This is a genomic window from Nocardioides sp. URHA0032, from assembly GCF_000620645.1.
Taxonomy (GTDB): Bacteria; Actinomycetota; Actinomycetes; order Propionibacteriales; family Nocardioidaceae; genus Nocardioides.
On the sequence record NZ_KK211161.1, the window covers coordinates 122,881 to 140,507 of the forward strand.

Below are 17,627 nucleotides of genomic sequence, written 5' to 3' on the forward strand. Positions count from 1 at the left end.
ACGACAGGAGACCCAGATGCGCTACATCACGTTCGTGAAGATGACCGAGGACCTCGGTGACCCGCCGCCGGCGCTCGTGGAGGCGATGGGCACCGAGCTCGCGCAGTCGTTCGCCGACGGCACGATGATCGAGGCCGGCGGACTCGCCGGGATGCGGGACAGCACCGAGATCCACCTGCGCGGCGGGACCATCACCCAGACCGACGGTCCGTACGCCGAGGGCAAGGAGGTCGCGGGCGGGTACGCGATCACCGAGGTGCGCAGCCACGACGAGGCGGTCGAGAACGCCCGCCGGGTGCTGGAGCTGCACCTCGCGCACTGGCCGGGCTGGGAGGGCTCGGTCGAGATCCGGCAGATGTTCAGCAGCCCCGGGTGACCACCGAGGACGCGGTCACCGCGGTCTGGCGGCGCGAGTCGGTCCGGCTCGTCGCCGCCCTGACCCGGATGACGCGCGACCTCGACCTGGCCGAGGACCTCGCCCAGGACGCCCTGGTGACCGCGCTCGAGCAGTGGCCCGAGGGAGGGGTGCCGGCGAACCCGGGCGCCTGGCTGATGGCGGTCGCCAAGCGGCGGGCGATCGACCAGTTCCGCCGCAACGACACCCTGCGACGCCGTACGGCGGAGCTCGCCCACGGCCTCGAGGAGGCCGAGGTGCCCGACCTCGACGCGGCCGTCGACCACATCGAGGACGACGTGCTGCGGCTGGCGTTCCTCTGCTGCCACCCGGTGCTCCCGCCCGAGTCCCGGGCGGCGCTGACGCTGCGCCTGGTCGGCGGCCTGACGACGCAGGAGATCGCCCGGGCCTACCTCGTCAAGGACGCCACGATGGGGCAGCGGATCTCCCGCGCGAAGCGGCTGCTCGCCGAGAGCGGCGCGGAGCTCGAGAACCCGACCGGTGCCGAGCGCTGGCAGCGGCTGACCGACGTGATGGCGGTCGTCTACCTGGTCTTCAACGAGGGGTACTCCGCCACCAGCGGCGACGACTGGACCCGTCCCGACCTGTGCCGCGAGGCGATGCGGCTGGCGCGGATGCTCGCGCACCTCGCACCCGACGAGCCCGAGGTGCACGGCCTGCAGGCGCTGCTGGAGATCCAGGGCTCCCGGCTGAACGCGCGCCACGCCCCGGACGGCACCCCGATCCTCCTGGACGACCAGGACCGCCGCCGCTGGGACCAGCTCCTGATCCGCCGCGGCCTGGCGGCGCTCGACCGCGCCGAGGAGCTCGCCGAGCAGGGCAGGCCGGTCGGCAGCTACGTGCTCCAGGGCGCGATCGCCGCCTGCCACGCCCGGGCCCGCCGGCCCGAGGACACCGACTGGACCGAGATCGCGGGGCTGTACGACGTGCTCGCCCGGATCGCCCCCGGTCCCGTCGTGGAGGTGAACCGCGCCGTCGCGCACGGGCGGGCGTTCGGCCCGGACGCCGGCCTGGCGATCCTGGCCGCGGTCGAGAACGTGCCGGGCTGGCACCTGGTGGCGGCGGTCCGCGGCGACCTGCTCGAGCGGGCCGGCCGTCAGGAGGAGGCGGCGCGGGCGTTCCGCGACGCCGCCGCCCTCACGAGGAACGCCGACGAGCGTCGGATCCTGCTGCGCCGCGCGCAGCCCGGGAGTCCGGGAACATCCGGTCGAACCGGTGGAACAGCCCGTCCGCCAGCCGCGGAGCCACCAGGTTGAGCAGCTCGCCGACGTTGCCCGCGAGCGTGTTCACGTGCGGGGGCCGCCGCTCGATCGCGCGCACGACCCGGGCGGCCGCCTGCTCCGGGGTCGCACCGCGGCCGGCGTACGCCTCGGTCGGCGCCGACATCGGCGTGCGGACCAGCGAGAAGCGCATGTTGGTGAACGCGACGTTCTCGCCGTACGTCTCCCGCGCGGCGACCCGGCTCCAGGAGTCGAGCGCCGACTTGGACGCGATGTAGGCGCTGAACTTCGGCGCCCGCAGCTGGACGCCCCACGTGACGATGTTGACGACGTGGCCGGACCGCTGGGAGCGCATCGCCGGCAGCAGGCCCAGCGTGAGCCGCACCGGGCCGAAGAAGTTGACGGCCATGCTGCGCTCGACGTCGTGGAACCGGTCGTAGCTGAGCGCCAGCGAGCGCCGGATCGAGCGGCCGGCGTTGTTGACGAGCACGTCGACGGCCCCGTGCTCGGCGAGCACCCGTGCCACCAGGGCGTCGATCGCGTCGTGGTCGGTCAGGTCGCAGGAGTACGCCGAGGCGCGACCGCCGCCGTCCTCGATCGACGCCCGGACCCGCTCCAGCTCGTCGCCCCGCCGGGCGACGAGCAGCACGGTCGCGCCCCGCTCGGCCACCGCGCGCGCGGTCGCCTCGCCGATCCCCGAGGACGCGCCCGTGACCAGCACGGTGCGCCCGTCGAGGCTCACGCGCCGCCGGCGAGGAGCGGCCACGGCCGGGCCTGCTCGAGCTGGGCGGACAGCGAGAACAGCGTCGCCTCGTCATCGGTGCGGCCGACCAGCTGGACGGCGACCGGCAGGCCGTCGGCGCCGACACCGGCGGGCACCGAGGCCGCCGGGTTGCCGGCGACGTTCCAGAGCGCGGCGTAGGCGATCGCCGGCATCGCCCGCAGCGAGGCCAGCACGGTGCCGACGCCGTCGAGGCGACCGACCCGCGGCGGCCGGTGCGCGATCGCCGGCGTCAGCAGGACGTCGACGTCGTCGAAGACCCGGTTCGCCTTCACCGACACCTGCTCGGTCCGGGCGAGCGCGAAGTCGACGACCTTCGGGGTGACCCACGCCCCGAGCCGGCAGGTCTCGCGGGTGCGCCGCTCGAGCCGGTCGTAGTGCTCGACCAGGTCGGCCTCGGCGCGGATGCCCGCGAAGAACTGCGGCACGAACGCGGCCGTCGGGTCGGGGTACCGCGGGTCGACCTCGCGGACGTCGTGGCCGAGCTCGGTCAGCAGAGCAGCGGTGTCGCGGACCGCCTGCACGTGCACGGGGTCGGGGCGGACGCCCCGGGCGACCGGCCTGGTGCTCCAGCCGATCCGCAGCCGACCCGGCTCGCGGCCGACCGCGTCGACGAACGGCTCGTGGCCGCCCGCGGTGTACAGGTCGCCCTCGACGTTACCGCGGATCGCGTCGTACACGAGCGCGCTGTCCAGCACGCTGCGGGTGAGCGGGCCCGCGGTGCCGAGCGCCCACCACAGGTGCGGGTGCGGCGCCGTCGTGACCCGTCCGCGCTGCGGCTTGAGGCCGAACAGCCCGCAGCTCGCGCTCGGGATCCGGATCGAGCCGCCACCGTCGCCGCCCATGCCGACCGGCACCATGCCGGCCGAGACGGCGACCGCCGTACCGCCGCTGGAGCCGCCGGGCGTGCGGCTGGGGTCCCAGGGGTTGCGGGTGATGCCGCGCGAGGCGGACTCGGTGAACGGGAACGCCCCGAACTCGGGCATCGTGGTCTTGCCGACGACCACCGCGCCGGCGACGCGAAGCCGGCGTACGACCTCGGCGTCCGCGGCGGCCGGCGTGGAGTTGCCGTTGCCGCCGAAGGTCGTGACGGCGCCGGCGACGTCGATCTCCTCCTTGATCGCGATGGGTACGCCGTGCAGCGGGCCGGCCGGGCCGCCGGACGCCAGGGCCGCGTCGCGGGCCTCGGCCTCGGCGATCGCCTCGTCGACGAGCAGCCGGGAGAACGCGTTGAGCTCGCGGTCCCGCTCGTCGATCCGCGCCAGCGCCTGCTCGACGACGCCGCGGGCGCTGATCTCCCCGGTGGCGACCAGACGGGCGGTGTCGGCCACTCCGGCCCGGGCGATATCCATCATGCCCGGAACCCTACCGATGGGTCACATGTCGTTCCCGATGAACTCCGGGTCGCCGTGGCGGCCGGTGATCCGGTGGAGCTCGTCGCACGCCGCGCCCGACTCCGGGCAGTCGAAGACGCGGACGTCGCCGCCGCGAGTCGGCGCCGCGGCGAGGATCGAGCCGTCGGTATCGATCGTGAACCACGTCGCGTCCTTCGGCAGCGGCAGCCGGAGCGGGCCGCCGGTCCCGGTGGACTCCAGCACGGGCGACCAGTAGAGGACGTACTGCCCGTCGAGGGTCAGCTGGGCGTCCACGCCCCCGCGGACCAGCTGGTAGCCGGCCGCGCCGGGACCGTCCGGGGTCGGGCCGTCGTAGAGCAGCACCGAGCCGCGCACGTCGGCGATCCGCGTCTTCGGGCCGGCCACCGGCTCCTCCTCGTCCGTGGCGGTGTCCCAGGCGACCGTGCCGGTGTCGTCGCGCAGCAGCACGACGCCGTCGTCGAGCGCGTCGATGACGGTGTTGTGGCCCACCTCGCGGCGCGCGATCTCCTCCCCCGTCCCGGTGTCGCGCACCACGACCTGCGGGTGGCCGTCGAGGACGGCGCCGTACGCCACCCAGTCGTGGACGGCGTCGGCCTTCGCGGTGGGCGCGAAGGAGCCGCCCTCCGCGTCCGGCTCGAGGGCCCGTGACTCGCCCGACTCGGTCAGCAGGTACGGCACCCCCTCCCGGTAGTGGACGATCCCGTCCGGCGTCGCCGCCGCATCGGTGTCCAGGCCCCGGAAGTCGGCGTACGGGATCGTCCGGCCGCCGAGGTGGACCTCGACGTCCGGGTCGGCGTACGCGCGCAGCCCGTGGCTGTAGTCCAGCCGGCCGATCGGCTCGACGCCGCGATCGGCGGGCGACCCGCCGAGCCGGGTCAGTCCGACGGCCGCGCCGGCCACCAGCACCACCGCGGCCGCGACCGCCGTCCAGCGGGCACGGCGGATCCGGCGGCCACGGCGTCGTACGCCGGCGAGGTCACCAGGGGGTACGGCGAGCCCGTCGAGCTCGTCGTGCAGCACGTCGCGCAGCAGCGTCGTCATGCGAGGTCTCCGTTCGGTAGCACCACCGCGCTGCGGCGGAGGTTGGCGAGGGCCGCGGAGGCCTGCGACTTGACGGTGCCCGGGGAGCAGCCGAGCGCGTCGGCGATCTCGCGCTCGGACAGGTCCTCGTAGTAGCGGAGCACGATCACCGCACGCTGGCGCAGCGGCAGCGCCTGCACCGCCGACCAGACGGCGTCCCGGTCGGCCACGCCCACCTCGGGCGACTCGACGCGGCCGGCGCCCTCGAGGTCGGCGACCGGGCGCTCCCGTTGCCACCAGCCGCGCCGGCGGCTGCCGATGATCTCGTTGACGACCATCCGGCGTACGTAGGCCTCGGGGTGGTCGACCGACGAGATCCGCCGCCAGGACGCGTACACCCGGGCGAACGCCGCCTGCAGCGCATCCTCCGCGGAGGCGGCGTCGCCCGCGACCGCGTACGCCGTGCGGTACAGCCGCGGCCAGGTCGCCCGGAAGAACTCGTCGAAGTCGTCCACATCCCACAGATGCCTGCGGGAGGCCTGCGGGTTGCCCGCGGACGACATCTTTCTCAGCCGGTGGCCAGCAGCCCTCGGACCACGCGCAGCCCGACCGAGAGCCTGGCCAGGTCGGCCTGGTCGTCGGCACAGATCTCCTGCAGCGTGCTGGCGGCCCGCGGGACGACCACGTCGTTGTCGTCCTCCCACGCGGCTATCCGCGCGGGCGCCGGGTCGTCGGCCGAGGTGGTCGCGAGCACCTGTGCGGTGAGCTGGGCGTGCACCGAGTGCAGGTCGTCGCGCAGCGCCGCTCGCGCCATCGTCTGCCAGCGGTCGTCGCGGGGCAGTGCCAGGATCCGCTGCACCAGCGCGGGCAGGCCGAGCCGCTCGCCGAGCGCGAAGTGCACCCGCGCGACGTCCGTCGGGTCGAGTCCCTCGCGCAGCGCGATCTCCACGATGTTCAGCAGCATGTAGGACGGCGGCAGCACGGCGACGCGCCCCGCCAGCGACTCCGGCACGCCTTCGCGCTCGAGCCGTTCGCGACGCTCGATGAACGCCGCGAGCTCGCGTCCGCTCATCAGGTCGGGCAACTCGGCCATCACCCGCTGCACGGGCCCGGTGAACTGGTCCACGGTGCCCTGGCTGTCCAGCGGTGGCCGACGGTTGTTGACCAGCCAGCGTGACGCCCGCTCGACCAGGGTGCGCATCTCGAGGCGCATCCGGGTCTGCACCGCGGCGTCGAGCCGGTTGTCGAAGGACATCAGCTCCTTGCGCATCGGCAGCGACCCGAAGATCTCCCGGGCGACGAAGTTCGCGCGGGCCAGCTCGTCCGGCGTCGCGCTGGTCTCGCCGGCGAGCCGCGGCCAGAAGGTCATGCCGGCGCCGTTCACCAGGTCGTTCACGACCTGGGTCACGATGATCTCGCGGCGCAGCGGGTGCTCGTGGACCTGCTGCTCGAAGCCGTCCTGGATCGGGTGCGGGAAGTAGGACCGCAGGTCCTGGTCGAAGTAGTGGTCGTCCGGGAGCTCGGAGTCCACGAGCTCGTCGGCGAGCACGATCTTGGTCCAGGACATCAGCACCGACAGCTCGGGCGCGGAGAGGCCCTCCCCCTGGTCGAGCCGACGGCGTACCTCCTTGCGGTCCGGCAACCCCTCGAGCTCGCGGTTGAGGACGCCGTCGTTCTCCAGCCGGCGGATCCACTCCTCGTGGACGTGCAGCATCGACGGCGCGTGTGCGACGGCGTTGGCCAGGGCGAGGTTCTGCTCGTAGTTGTCGCGGAGCACCAGCTCCGCCACCTCGTCGGTCATCTCGGCGAGCAGGGCGTTGCGCTGCTGCTCGGTCAGATCGCCGTTCTTGACCACCCGGTCGAGCAGGATCTTGAGGTTCACCTCGTGGTCGGAGGTGTCCACCCCGGCCGAGTTGTCGATGAAGTCGGTGTTGATCCGGCCGCCCGCGCCGGACGCGCCGTGGCGGGCGTACTCGATGCGCCCGAGCTGGGTGAGACCGAGGTTGCCGCCCTCGCCGACCGCCTTGGCGCGGAGCTCGGCGCCGTTCACGCGGATCGCGTCGTTCGCCTTGTCCCCCGCGTGCGCGTGGGTCTCCAGGGAGGACTTGACGTAGGTGCCGATGCCGCCGTTCCAGAGCAGGTCCACCGGCGCCAGGAGGATGGCCCGCATCAGCTCGGCCGGCGTCATCGACTCCACCGAGCCGTCGATGCCGAGCGCCGTGCGCACCGCGTCGTTCAGGGCGATCTTCTTCAGGGAGCGCGAGTAGACGCCGCCCCCCTCGGAGATCTTCGTGGGGTCGTAGTCCCGCCAGCTCGACCGCGGCAGCTCGAACAACCGCTGGCGCTCGGCGTACGACGACGCCGGGTCGGGGTCAGGGTCCAGGAAGATGTCGCGGTGGTCGAACGCCGCCACCAGCTTGATGTGCTCGGAGCAGAGCATGCCGTTGCCGAAGACGTCGCCGGACATGTCGCCGATGCCGACCGCGGTGAAGTCCTCGACCTGGCAGTCGATGCCACGCTCGCGGAAGTGCCGGCGTACCGAGACCCACGCACCGCGGGCCGTGATCCCCATCGCCTTGTGGTCGTAGCCGACCGAGCCACCGCTCGCGAACGCGTCACCGAGCCAGAAGCCGTAGTCCTTCGCGACGCCGTTCGCGATGTCCGAGAACGTCGCGGTGCCCTTGTCGGCGGCGACCACCAGGTAGGAGTCGTCGCCGTCGTGGCGCACCACGTCGCGCGGCGGGACCGTCACACCGTCGACCAGGTTGTCGGTGATGTCGAGCAGCCCCGAGATGAAGGTCTTGTACGACGTGACGCCCTCGGCCATCCACGCGTCCCGGTCCGCCGGGTCGGGGAGCTGCTTGCAGAAGAACCCGCCCTTCGCGCCGACCGGCACGATCACGGTGTTCTTCACCATCTGCGCCTTGACCAGCCCGAGCACCTCGGTCCGGAAGTCGTCGCGGCGGTCGGACCACCGCAGGCCGCCGCGGGCGACCGCACCGAAGCGCAGGTGCACGCCCTCGACCCGCGGCGAGTACACGAAGATCTCGTACTTCGGCCGCGGCTCCGGCAGGTCCGGGATCACGGACGGCTCGAGCTTGAAGGACATGTACGCCTTCGGAGCGCCGTCCGGACCGGGCTGGAAGTAGTTCGTGCGCAGCGTCGCCCGGATGTGGGTGAGGTACGAGCGCAGGATCCGGTCGTGGTCGAGGCTCGCGACGTCGTCCAGCGCCCGGCCGATCCGCTCCTCGATCATCTCGGCGCGACCCAGGTCGGCCTTCGGGTCGAAGCGGATCTCGAACAGCAGCACGAGCAGCCGGGTGATGTCGACGTTGTTGCGCAGCGCATCCTCGATGTAGTCGAGGGCGAACGGCGAGTTCCCCTGACGCATGTACTTCGCGTACGCGCGCAGCACGGTGGCCTGCCGCCAGGTCAGCCCCGCGCCGAGCACCAGCGCGTTGAACCCGTCGATCTCGTTCGCGCCCTCCCAGACCGCACGGATCGCGTCTTGGAACAGCTCGCCGGAGTCGTCCGGCAGCGCGCGGCCGTAGCGCAGGCCGAACTCGTAGATGTAGGTCGGCCGCTCGACGCCGTCGAGCTCGTAGGGTCGCTCGTCGACGACCTCGACGCCCATCGACGACAGCATCGGCAGGACCCCGGACAGCGACAGGGGCGACCCGATCCGGTACACCTTCAGCCGCGCCTCGCCGCGTCCCGCGTCCAGGTCCTCGTACAGCGACAGGTCGATGCCGTTGCCGTCGGGTCCGACCGTGATCGCCTCGAGACGGCCCAGGTCGGCGGCTCCCCGCTTGGGCGTGAAGTCCTCCTTGTAGGCCTCGGGGAACGAGTCGACGTAGCGCCGGCCCAGCTGGGCGCCGACCTCCTCGCCGTGCTCGTTGAGGACCGCGACCATGAAGTCGTCGCGCCACGAGCGGGAGGCCTCGACCATCCGCCGCTCGAGGTCCGCGGTGTCGACCTCGTGGATCGTCGCGCCCTTCGGCGGGTGCACGACGAAGTGCACGCGCGCGGTCGTCGACTCGGTCAACCGCACCGTGAACTCGACGGAGTCGCCGCCGAGCCGGTCCTTGAGCAGCTGGGAGAACCGCTCGCGGACGGCCGTGTTGTAACGGTCGCGGGGCAGGTAGACGAGCACCGAGACGTAGCGCCCGTAGGTGTCGCGCCGGATGAACAGCCGCAGCTGCCGGCGCTCCCGCGCGTGCATCGCCTGCTCGGCCATCGGCGCCAGCTCGTCGACGCTGGTGTGGAACAGCTCGTCGCGCGGGTACGTCTCGAGCGTGTCCATCAGGGCCTTGCCGTCGTGGCTGAACGGCTGGAAGCCGATCCGCTTGAGGACGGCGGCCGCCCGCTCCCGCAGCAACGGGATCCGGGTCAGCGACTCGGTGTAGGCGGCGCTGGAGTAGAGGCCGAGGAACCGTCGCTCGCCGACGACCTCGCCGTTCACGAACTTCTTGACGCCGACGTAGTCGAGGTACGCCGGCCGGTGCACGGTCGAGCGCGAGTTGGCCTTCGTCAGCACCAGGATGCTCTTCTCCCGCGCCTTCGCGGCCGCGGCGTCGGGCAGCCTGCCGGAGCTGGTCGTCATGTCCTGGTCGGCGCGCAGGATGCCGAGGCCGGTGCCGGGGACGGCCTTGAGGTACTCCCCCTTGTCGCGCTCGTCCTGGGCGCCGTCGTGCGACTCCAGGGCGTACTCGCGGTAGCCGAGGAATGTGAAGTGGTCCTCGGCGAGCCACTGCAGCAGGTCGCGCGCCTGGTGGACCTCGGCGGCGTCGACGCCGGCGGGCGGGTCGACGGTCAGCTCGTGCACGATGTCCGCGACCTGGGCGTGCATCTTGTCCCAGTCCTCCACGGACTCGCGGACGTCGCGCAGCACCCGCTGGATCCCGTCCTCGATCGCCGTGACGTCCTCGCCGTCGGCGAGCCGGTCGATCTCGATGTGCATCCAGGACTCGCGAACCTCCTCGCCGCGCCCGTCCTGGGTGTCGTTCGGGGCGTCGTCGGTCTCCGAGGCGGGCCGCACGCCGCGGACGGCGCCGGTGATGTCCCGCCTGACGTCCAGGAGCGGGTGGATCACCAGGTGCACGTCGCGCAGCTCGCGGGACAGCTCCATGGTCAGGGAGTCGACGAGGAACGGCATGTCGTCGACGACGACCTCGACGACCGAGTGCCCGTCCGCCGACCAGCCGTGCACGGCGGAGGTGGGGGTGAACACCCGCACCCGGGCGGTGCCCTGCGGGCGGCTGGCCGCGAGCTCGTAGTGCGACGCGAACGCGCCGTACAGGTCGACGTCGCTGCGATCGGCGATGTCCTCGACCGCGACGTGCCGGTAGTAGGCCCTGACCAGCGTGTCGACGGACTCGTCGGGGGGACCCCCGGAGCGCCTCCCGTTCCGGGCCACCTCGATGGCACCGGACAGCAGCTCGGACAGGTCCTTCTCACGCGTCGACGTTGACACCCTCCGACACTAGGACGCCCACTCCGTCACCCACCAGTCGGGTCCCCCACGTCGACCGTCAGAGCTCGCTGCGCAGGGCCCAGAGGACGGGGTAGTACTGCACGGGGAGGCGGGAGCGGAGGTAGGTCGAGCCGCTGGACCCGCCGGTGCCGGACTTGCTGCCGATCATCCGCTCGACCATCACGACGTGGCGGGCGCGCCAGTTGGCGGCGAGCTCGTCGTGCTGGAGCAGCGCCTCGGCGAGGGCCCAGACCACGGCGTACTGGTCGCGGTCGTGGGCCACGGTGCGCAGCGAGTCGGAGACGTCTCGCTCGGAGTCGGCGGCGAGGCCGAACGACCGCAGCACGACGAGGAACGCGTCCCACAGCGTCGGCTCGGCCAGCCGGGCGTCGAGCTGCGCCCGCTCCGCCGACGTGATGCCCTTGAAGCGCTTGAGGTACGCCGGGTCCTTCTGGCCGGACAGGAACTCCAGCTCCCGGAACTGCACGGACTGGAAGCCGCTGGCCGGGGCGAGCCGCTGCCGGAACTCCAGGAAGTCCTGCGGCGTCATCGTCTCCAGCACGTCGATCTGCTGGACCAGGACCCGCTCGATCACGTGGACCCGGGTGAGCAGGTGCTGCGCCCACCACAGCCGGCCGCCGTCGACCCCGCCCAGCATCGCGTCGCGGGCCGCCGAGACCTCGTGCAGGAGCTGCTTGAACCACAGCTCGTAGACCTGGTGGATGGTGATGAACAGCAGCTCGTCGTGCGCGGGCGGGTCGGACTCGAGGTGCTGGGCGTCGAGCAGCTGCGGCAGGCGGAGGTACGAGCCGTAGGTGAGCTGCGCCCCCTGCTCGCCGAAGGAGACGAAGTTCTCAGCAGGGCTCTCGGTGGTCATGGGCCTGAGACTATGTCCGCATGAAGTTCCGACACGAGCTCAGGTACCACGCCTCGCCCGCCGACGTCTTCGAGATGCTGGCCGATCCCGCGTTCCGGGAGGCGGCCTGCGCCGCCCAGGACGTGATCTCCGCCGAGGTGCAGGTCGTGCGCGAGGGCAACGGCTTCCGGCTGACCATCGACCAGGAGCAGAGGACCGACGACCTCCCCGGGTTCGCCCGCACCTTCGCCGGGGACTCCACCCGCGCCATCCAGCGCGAGGAGTGGGCGGACTCGACCGGCGGCACGCTGCGCATCGACGCGCCCGGCAAGCCGTCGGAGGTGAAGGGCACCATCACCCTGCGCCCGGAGGGGTCCGGGACCGTCGAGATCGTCGAGCTGGAGCTGAGGATCAAGGTGCCGCTGATCGGCGGCAAGCTGGAGAAGCTGCTCGCCGAGCGGGTCGCCGCCGGCATGGACGCCGAGCACGGGGTCGGCGTCCCGTGGCTGGCGGGCAGCCGCTGATGGCGACGACGCTCACGCACCGGCTGGAGTACGACGCGCCGCTCGCGGACGTGGCCGCGATGCTGGCCGACCCGGCCTTCCGCGAGGAGGTCTGTGCCTACCAGCGGGTGCTCCGGTCGAGCGTCACCGTCGACGTCGACGGCGGGATCACGACCGTCGTCGTCGAGCAGGCCCAGCCCGCGAACGGGATCCCCGGCTTCGCGAGGAAGTTCGTGGGCGACGAGATCGACATCGTCCAGCGCGAGGAGTGGTCCTCGCCCGAGGCCGCCGACCTGCACGTGACGATCCCCGGCAAGCCCGGCCAGATGGTCGGCACGATCACCCTCGAGGAGTCCGCCGGCCGGACGACCGAGACCGTCGACGTACGGATCAAGGTCAACATCCCGCTGGTCGCCGGGAAGCTCGAGGAGCTGATCGCCGGGCTGCTCCGCAAGGCGCTGGTCGCCGAGGGGAAGGTCGGGCGCGACTACCTGTCGCGCTGAGCCGGACCGCCCTCGTCCTCGGCCGCGTCCTGCCGGCGGCGGATCAGGATCACCGCCGCCAGGAGCAGGAACGGGCCGAAGGCCAGGACGAGGGTCGCGACCTTCTCGTACGGGTGCAGGGCACCCAGGTGCAGCAGGATCATCGACCGAGGTACGGGTACCGGTAGTCGGTCGGCGGGACGAAGGTCTCCTTGATCGAGCGCGGCGAGGTCCAGCGGAGCAGGTTCACCGCGGCGCCGGCCTTGTCGTTAGTGCCCGACGCCCGACCGCCGCCGAACGGCTGCTGGCCGACGACGGCGCCGGTCGGCTTGTCGTTGATGTAGAAGTTGCCGGCCGCGAAGCGCAGCTCCTCCTGCGCCCACGCGATGGCGCGGCGGTCCTGGGCGATGATCGAGCCGGTGAGGGCGTACGGCGCGATCGACTCCATCGCCCGGACGACCTTCTCGAAGTCGCCGTCCTCGTAGACGTGCACGGCGAGGATCGGGCCGAAGTACTCGGTGGTGAACATCTCGTCGGTGGGGTCGCCGCCCTCGATCACGGTCGGGTTCACGAACCAGCCGACGGAGTCGTCGAGGGTGCCGCCGACCAGGATGTCGAGCTTGCGGGACCGCTTGGCGCGCTCGATCGCGGTCCGGTGCTTCGCGAACGCCCGCTCGTCGATGACCGCACCCATGAAGACGCCGCCGCCCTCCGAGGTGAAGTCCGTCGGGTCGCCCACGGTGATGGTCTCGATCTCGGAGAGGAACGAGTCCTTCATCCGCTTCCAGACCGAGCGGGCGACGTACGCGCGCGAGGCCGCCGAGCACTTCTGGCCCTGGAACTCGAACGCGCCACGGATCATCGCGGTCCGCACGACGCCGGGATCCGCGGAGGGGTGCGCGACGATGAAGTCCTTGCCGCCGGTCTCCCCGACGATGCGCGGGTAGGAGCGGTAGTTCTCGATGTTGGTGCCGACCTCGCGCCACAGGTGGTGGAAGGTCGGCGTCGAGCCGGTGAAGTGGATGCCGGCCAGGTCCGGGTGCGCGAGCGCGACCTGCGAGACCTCCAGCCCGTCGCCGGGGAGCATGTTGATCACGCCCGGCGGCATCCCGGCCTCCTCCAGCAGCTCCATCGTCAGCGACGCGGCCAGCTGCTGGGTGGGCGACGGCTTCCAGATGACGGTGTTGCCCATCAGCGCCGGCGCCGTGGGCAGGTTGCCCGCGATCGCGGTGAAGTTGAACGGCGTGATCGCGTAGACGAAGCCCTCGAGCGGGCGGTGGTCGGTGCGGTTCCACACGCCGGGGCTGTTCGCGATCGGCTGGTCGGCGAGGATCTCGCGCGCGTAGTGGACGTTGTAGCGCCAGAAGTCGATGAGCTCGCAGGCGGAGTCGATCTCGGCCTGGAACGGCGTCTTGGACTGGCCGAGCACGGTCGCGGCGTTGAGCCGCTGGCGCCAGGGGCCGGCGAGCAGGTCCGCGGCCTTGAGCAGAACCGCGGCGCGGTCGTCGAAGTCCATGTCACGCCAGCCCGGCGCGGCGTCGGCAGCGGCCTTGATCGCGGCGCGCGCGTCGGCCTGCGTGGAGTTCCTCAGCGTGCCGAGCACGTGCTGGTGGTCGTGCGGCTGGACGACCGCGATCTCCGCCCCACCCCCGGCCTTCCACCGGCCACCGACGTAGCCGCGCAGGGGCTTCTGCTTCTTCTCGAGCTTCTCGATCTCCACGAGCAGCGCATCCCGTTCGGGGGTGCCCGGCGCGTAGGTCAGATTCGGCTCGTTGGTGGGAGCCGGAGGGGTGGTGACAGCGTCCATGCCCCCGAGCCTAACCGTCAGATCAGGCTCGGCAGAGGTCGGGGATCTCCTGGGTGGCGAACCATCCGAGGTCCTCGTCCGGGTCGGCGCCGACGGGCCGGTCCGCGGTGTCGGCGTGCACCGCGACGACGCGCTTCAGCGGCACCGTCCAGCCCGGCTCGGGCTCCGTGTCCAGCTCGGCGACGACCACGACGCGGCGGCCCGGCCCGGCCAGCAGGGCCGCGGAGGCGTCGGCCGCGGTCATCAGCGCGGCGTACTCGCCGTCCTCGCTGTCGTCCTCCGCGACCACCAGGTCGTCGGTGACCACGACGGCCCCCTCCGCGTGCTGGTCGGCCAGCAGCGCGAGCGTCGTCGGGAGGTAGATCCTCACTGCTGGGTCTCCGTCTTCCGCTTGCGGCGGCCGCGCGGCGCTCGGGTGCGGCCGCCGGACGCGGAGTCGACGAGCTCGTCGAGCGCCTCCCGGATGCAGGGGCCGAGCAGGTCGGCGTCCGGCAGCAGGTCGCGGTCGGCGGTGATCCCGTAGTAGACGTGCCCGTCGTACGACGTCACGCCGATCGCCAGGGGATGCCCCTCGAGCAGCGGCGGGACCGGGTAGGTCTCCAGCATCCGGGCGCCCGCGGCATACAGCGGGGCCTGCGGTCCCGGGACGTTGGTGACGCTCAGCTGGTAGGACCGGCGCTCGGTCGCGGCGAGGCGCGAGCCGATCGCGTGGAACGTCGCGGGTGCGAAGCCGGAGATGCTCGTCAGCCGGCTCGCGGCGACCGCGCGGCCGGTCTCCTTGTGCGCGAGGAAGGAGTACGACACCTGGTGCAGGCGGACCACCGGGCTCGGCTCCCAGACCGGGAGGTCCACGAAGTGCGGGGCGATCTGGCTGCCCAGCGAGGTCGCCTCCATCTCGTCGTCGATCACCGAGATCGGCACCACCGCCCTGATCTGGCGGACGCCGCGCATCGACTCACCGCGGGTCATCAGCCAGGACCGCAGCGCGCCGGTGACCGTCGCGAGCACCACGTCGTTCACGGTGCCGCCGTGCGCCTCGCGGACCTTGCGGTAGTCGGCGAGGTCGGTGCGGACGGCGACCACGCGGCGCTGCTGGGACAACGGGCCGATGATCGGCGAGTCCGGCGACGGGGTGCGGTTGGTGAGCGCGTCGGTGACCCGGCCGGCCGAGCGCGCCACGCCCGCGACGCCACGGACCAGCGCGCCGGTGGTGCTACGCGCCGTGGCGGTGACGGTCCCGCGCTCGGTCACCGAGTCCTTGATCGCGCCGGCCATCAAGGAGAACGGCGACGGTCCGGCGTGCGGGCGCCACTCGTCGCCACCCAGCTCCTTGGGCTCGGGCGCGGTGTCGAGCAGCACCTGGCCGAGGTCCACGGTGTGCATGCCGTCGACCAGCACCTGGTGGGCCTTCGAGAGCAGCGCGACCCGCCCGTCGGCGAGTCCCTCCACGAAGTAGATCTCCCACAGCGGGCGGTGCCGGTCCAGCGGGCGCGAGACGATCCGCGCCACCAGCTCGCGCAGCTGGTCCAGCGTGCCCGGACGCGGCAGTGCAGACCGGCGTACGTGGTAGCCGAGGTCGAAGTGGTCGTCGTCCACCCACACCGGGTTGGCGATCCGGCCCGGGACCGTCTGCACGCGCTGGCGGTAGCGGGGCACGAACGAGATCCGCTCCTGGACCAGCCGGACCAGCTCGGCGTAGTCGAAGCCGGACTGCCCGGGGTCGAAGATCTCCACCGTGGCGTTGTGCATCGGCGTCGAGGCGGACTCCTCCGCCAGGAGGGCCACGTCTCGCGGCCGGAGCCGCTCACTCATGCCGTCCGCCGCCTCTCACTGAGAATCACCCAAGATCGCCGGGGTCACGTACCGACGGTCTGTACAACATGGGATTCTGGCAGACGTCACGACCCAGCCAGAAAGAGCGACGATGCGCCGACTCCTTGCCAGCCTGACCGTCCTGCTGTGCGCCGTCCCCCTGGCGGCGTGCGGCGCCTCCGACTCAGGAGGCGGTTCCGACGGCTCGTCCTCCTCGGATCCGAAGATCATCCAGGTCACGTTCGACGGGGACTCGGTCACGCCGAACGGCGAGCGCGTCGACGTCTCGGTCGGCCAGCCGGTCACCCTGCAGGTGACCGCGGACGCGCCGGGCGAGATCCACGTCCACTCCACGCCCGAGCAGGAGCTGGAGTACAGCAAGGGCGAGACCACCCTGAAGCTGACGCCGATCGAGGCCCCGGGCACCGTCGACGTCGAGTCGCACTCGCTCGAGAAGGTCATCGTCCAGCTCGAAGTCCGCTGAGGTGGTCGGCGACGGCACCACGTTCGCCCACGGGATCGGCGGGGCCAAGGACCTGCCGATCTCGCCCGAGCTCGCGATCGCGGGCGCGACCGCCGCACTGGTCGTCTCGTTCACCGTCCTCGCGATCGCCTGGCGCACGCCACGCTTCGACGCCGCGACGACCGGCCGGCCGGCACCGGCCTGGCTGACCGCCGTCGTCGACTCCGCCGCGTGGCGGGTCACCTGGCGCACGGTGGGGTTCCTGGTCTTCCTCTACACCGCGATGGTCGCGGTGTTCGGCAAGGACCTGGTCATCAACCCCCTGCTCGGCATCTTCTACGTGTGGTGGTGGGTCGGGCTGGTCCCGCTCTCGCTGTTCCTCGGCCCGGTGTGGAAGGCGATCAGCCCGGTCCGCACCATCAACCTGGCGTTCGCGAGGCTCTCCGGCGGCGACCCCGAGCAGGGCATGCTCACCTATCCCGAGCGGCTCGGGCACTGGCCAGCGGCGGTCGGGCTGTACGCGTTCGTCTGGATGGAGCTCGTCTACCCCTACTCCACGGAGATCGGGCCGATCCGGCTGTGGTGCGCGGCGTACGTCGCGGTGATGCTGGTCGGCGGCGCACTGTTCGGCAACACCTTCTACGAACGCGCCGACCCCTTCGAGGTCTACTCCACCCTGGTCTCGCGGCTCTCGGTCTGGGGCCGCCGCAGGACGGAGCAGGGCGAGCTGCTGGTGGTCCGCCACCCCCTGGCGAACCTCGACACGACCCCGGTGCGCGCCGGCCTCGTGGCCGTGGTCGCCGTGCTGTTCGGCAGCACCGCGTTCGACTCGTTCAAGGACTCCACGAGGTGGATCACCTTCATCCAGTCGAGCGACACCTCGGCGTACCTCGTCAACAACCTGGGCCTGCTGGCGTTCTGCGTCGGCGTCGGGCTGGTCTTCGCGCTCGGGTGCGTGCTCACCGGGCTCGGGGAGGACCTGCGGCGGCGCGAGCTGCCGAACCTGCTGGCGCACTCGGTGGTGCCGATCATCGTGGGCTACATCGTCGCCCACTACCTGAGCTACCTCGTGGAGGTCGGGCAGCTGACGCTGATCCAGGCGAGCGACCCCTTCAGCAACGGCAGCAACTGGTTCGGGACCGGCAACCTGAGCGTGAGCTACTGGCTCAGCTACCACCCGACCCTCCTGGCGGACCTCAAGGTGCTCGCGGTCGTGACCGGCCACGTCCTCGGCGTGATCGCCGCGCACGACCGCGCGATCCGGATCCTGCCGAAGCGGCACCAGCTGACCGGTCAGCTGCCGCTGCTGTTCGCGATGATCGCGTTCACGGTCGGGGGGTTGTACCTGCTGTTCGCTGCCTAAGCACGAACGAGCGGCAACCCGGGCGGTGAGGCAACCGCCTGCGGTGACCTTCCATA

General features: G+C 72.0%; 16 protein-coding genes. 6 read left to right on the forward strand and 10 right to left on the reverse strand.

Annotation, left to right across the window (positions count from 1 at the left end):
• The first annotated feature begins 16 nt into the window (after window positions 1-16).
• On the forward strand, window positions 17-376 hold the full coding sequence (locus N538_RS0121770) for a YciI family protein (protein WP_028639042.1): 360 nt from the start codon (window positions 17-19) through the stop codon (window positions 374-376).
• On the forward strand, window positions 373-1,671 hold the full coding sequence (locus tag N538_RS26770; RefSeq protein WP_051549531.1) for an RNA polymerase sigma factor: 1,299 nt from the start codon (window positions 373-375) through the stop codon (window positions 1,669-1,671). The genes N538_RS0121770 and N538_RS26770 overlap by 4 nt, the downstream gene beginning before the upstream one ends.
• Here the strand turns inward: N538_RS26770 and N538_RS28160 are convergent.
• Genes N538_RS28160 through N538_RS0121810 form a run of 6 tightly spaced genes read right to left on the reverse strand, consistent with a single transcriptional unit; the run spans window position 1,553 to window position 11,162 of the window.
• Entirely contained in the window at window positions 1,553-2,401 is an 849-nt protein-coding gene (locus N538_RS28160; RefSeq protein ID WP_081790651.1) for an SDR family NAD(P)-dependent oxidoreductase, read from the reverse strand. The two genes, N538_RS26770 and N538_RS28160, sit on opposite strands and share 119 nt — an antisense overlap.
• Window positions 2,374-3,771 carry an amidase gene (locus N538_RS0121790; RefSeq protein ID WP_028639044.1) on the reverse strand — a complete coding sequence of 466 codons (1,398 nt, stop codon included), beginning with the start codon at window positions 3,769-3,771 and terminating at the stop codon, window positions 2,374-2,376. The genes N538_RS28160 and N538_RS0121790 overlap by 28 nt, the downstream gene beginning before the upstream one ends.
• Before the next feature lie 21 nt (window positions 3,772-3,792).
• Window positions 3,793-4,833, reverse strand: a complete 1,041-nt coding sequence (locus N538_RS0121795) for a hypothetical protein (RefSeq protein ID WP_028639045.1) — start codon at window positions 4,831-4,833, stop codon at window positions 3,793-3,795.
• Entirely contained in the window at window positions 4,830-5,327 is a 498-nt protein-coding gene (locus N538_RS26775; RefSeq protein WP_231496299.1) for a SigE family RNA polymerase sigma factor, read from the reverse strand. Before N538_RS26775 ends, N538_RS0121795 begins: the two co-directional genes overlap by 4 nt.
• A gap of 53 nt (window positions 5,328-5,380) precedes the next feature.
• Window positions 5,381-10,285, reverse strand: a complete 4,905-nt coding sequence (locus tag N538_RS0121805; RefSeq protein ID WP_028639046.1) for an NAD-glutamate dehydrogenase — start codon at window positions 10,283-10,285, stop codon at window positions 5,381-5,383.
• Between the two features lie 58 nt (window positions 10,286-10,343).
• Window positions 10,344-11,162 carry a tryptophan 2,3-dioxygenase gene (locus N538_RS0121810; protein ID WP_028639047.1) on the reverse strand — a complete coding sequence of 273 codons (819 nt, stop codon included), beginning with the start codon at window positions 11,160-11,162 and terminating at the stop codon, window positions 10,344-10,346.
• A gap of 20 nt (window positions 11,163-11,182) precedes the next feature.
• Here N538_RS0121810 and N538_RS0121815 point away from each other — a divergent pair, with 20 nt between their 5' ends.
• Together N538_RS0121815 and N538_RS27715 are read left to right on the forward strand one after the other, a co-directional pair.
• A complete protein-coding gene (locus tag N538_RS0121815) occupies window positions 11,183-11,665 on the forward strand; it encodes a DUF2505 domain-containing protein (protein ID WP_028639048.1) in 483 nt (160 codons plus the stop codon).
• Entirely contained in the window at window positions 11,665-12,147 is a 483-nt protein-coding gene (locus N538_RS27715; protein ID WP_155992383.1) for a DUF2505 domain-containing protein, read from the forward strand. The genes N538_RS0121815 and N538_RS27715 overlap by 1 nt, the downstream gene beginning before the upstream one ends.
• On the opposite strand, the gene N538_RS28735 is transcribed toward N538_RS27715, so the two are convergent.
• Genes N538_RS28735 through N538_RS0121840 form a run of 4 tightly spaced genes read right to left on the reverse strand, consistent with a single transcriptional unit; the run spans window position 12,132 to window position 15,745 of the window.
• The gene (locus N538_RS28735) at window positions 12,132-12,290 is read right to left on the reverse strand and encodes a hypothetical protein (protein WP_155992385.1); all 159 of its coding nucleotides are present in this window, start codon (window positions 12,288-12,290) and stop codon (window positions 12,132-12,134) included. The two genes, N538_RS27715 and N538_RS28735, sit on opposite strands and share 16 nt — an antisense overlap.
• Window positions 12,287-13,933 carry an L-glutamate gamma-semialdehyde dehydrogenase gene (pruA, locus tag N538_RS0121830; protein WP_028639049.1) on the reverse strand — a complete coding sequence of 549 codons (1,647 nt, stop codon included), beginning with the start codon at window positions 13,931-13,933 and terminating at the stop codon, window positions 12,287-12,289. The genes N538_RS28735 and pruA overlap by 4 nt, the downstream gene beginning before the upstream one ends.
• A gap of 22 nt (window positions 13,934-13,955) precedes the next feature.
• Window positions 13,956-14,303 (reverse strand): DUF6912 family protein, encoded by a 348-nt coding sequence (locus N538_RS0121835; RefSeq protein ID WP_028639050.1) that lies wholly within the window; start codon window positions 14,301-14,303, stop codon window positions 13,956-13,958.
• The gene (locus N538_RS0121840) at window positions 14,300-15,745 is read right to left on the reverse strand and encodes a WS/DGAT/MGAT family O-acyltransferase (protein ID WP_028639051.1); all 1,446 of its coding nucleotides are present in this window, start codon (window positions 15,743-15,745) and stop codon (window positions 14,300-14,302) included. Before N538_RS0121840 ends, N538_RS0121835 begins: the two co-directional genes overlap by 4 nt.
• A 112-nt stretch (window positions 15,746-15,857) precedes the next feature.
• Here N538_RS0121840 and N538_RS0121845 point away from each other — a divergent pair, with 112 nt between their 5' ends.
• A complete protein-coding gene (locus N538_RS0121845; protein WP_028639052.1) occupies window positions 15,858-16,229 on the forward strand; it encodes a hypothetical protein in 372 nt (123 codons plus the stop codon).
• A gap of 1 nt (window position 16,230) precedes the next feature.
• A complete protein-coding gene (locus N538_RS0121850; RefSeq protein WP_028639053.1) occupies window positions 16,231-17,571 on the forward strand; it encodes a hypothetical protein in 1,341 nt (446 codons plus the stop codon).
• The last annotated feature ends 56 nt before the right edge of the window (window positions 17,572-17,627 follow it).

What these genes read in the sequence shown, in the direction of transcription:
- N538_RS0121770 (WP_028639042.1), top strand. Translation starts at nt 17, where the DNA reads ATGCGCTACATCACGTTCGTGAAGATGACCGAGGACCTCGGTGACCCG.
- N538_RS0121790 (WP_028639044.1), bottom strand. Translation starts at nt 3,771, where the DNA reads ATGATGGATATCGCCCGGGCCGGAGTGGCCGACACCGCCCGTCTGGTC.
- N538_RS0121795 (WP_028639045.1), bottom strand. Translation starts at nt 4,833, where the DNA reads ATGACGACGCTGCTGCGCGACGTGCTGCACGACGAGCTCGACGGGCTC.
- N538_RS0121810 (WP_028639047.1), bottom strand. Translation starts at nt 11,162, where the DNA reads ATGACCACCGAGAGCCCTGCTGAGAACTTCGTCTCCTTCGGCGAGCAG.
- N538_RS0121815 (WP_028639048.1), top strand. Translation starts at nt 11,183, where the DNA reads ATGAAGTTCCGACACGAGCTCAGGTACCACGCCTCGCCCGCCGACGTC.
- N538_RS27715 (WP_155992383.1), top strand. Translation starts at nt 11,665, where the DNA reads ATGGCGACGACGCTCACGCACCGGCTGGAGTACGACGCGCCGCTCGCG.
- N538_RS28735 (WP_155992385.1), bottom strand. Translation starts at nt 12,290, where the DNA reads ATGATCCTGCTGCACCTGGGTGCCCTGCACCCGTACGAGAAGGTCGCG.
- pruA (WP_028639049.1), bottom strand. Translation starts at nt 13,933, where the DNA reads ATGGACGCTGTCACCACCCCTCCGGCTCCCACCAACGAGCCGAATCTG.
- N538_RS0121840 (WP_028639051.1), bottom strand. Translation starts at nt 15,745, where the DNA reads ATGAGTGAGCGGCTCCGGCCGCGAGACGTGGCCCTCCTGGCGGAGGAG.
- N538_RS0121845 (WP_028639052.1), top strand. Translation starts at nt 15,858, where the DNA reads ATGCGCCGACTCCTTGCCAGCCTGACCGTCCTGCTGTGCGCCGTCCCC.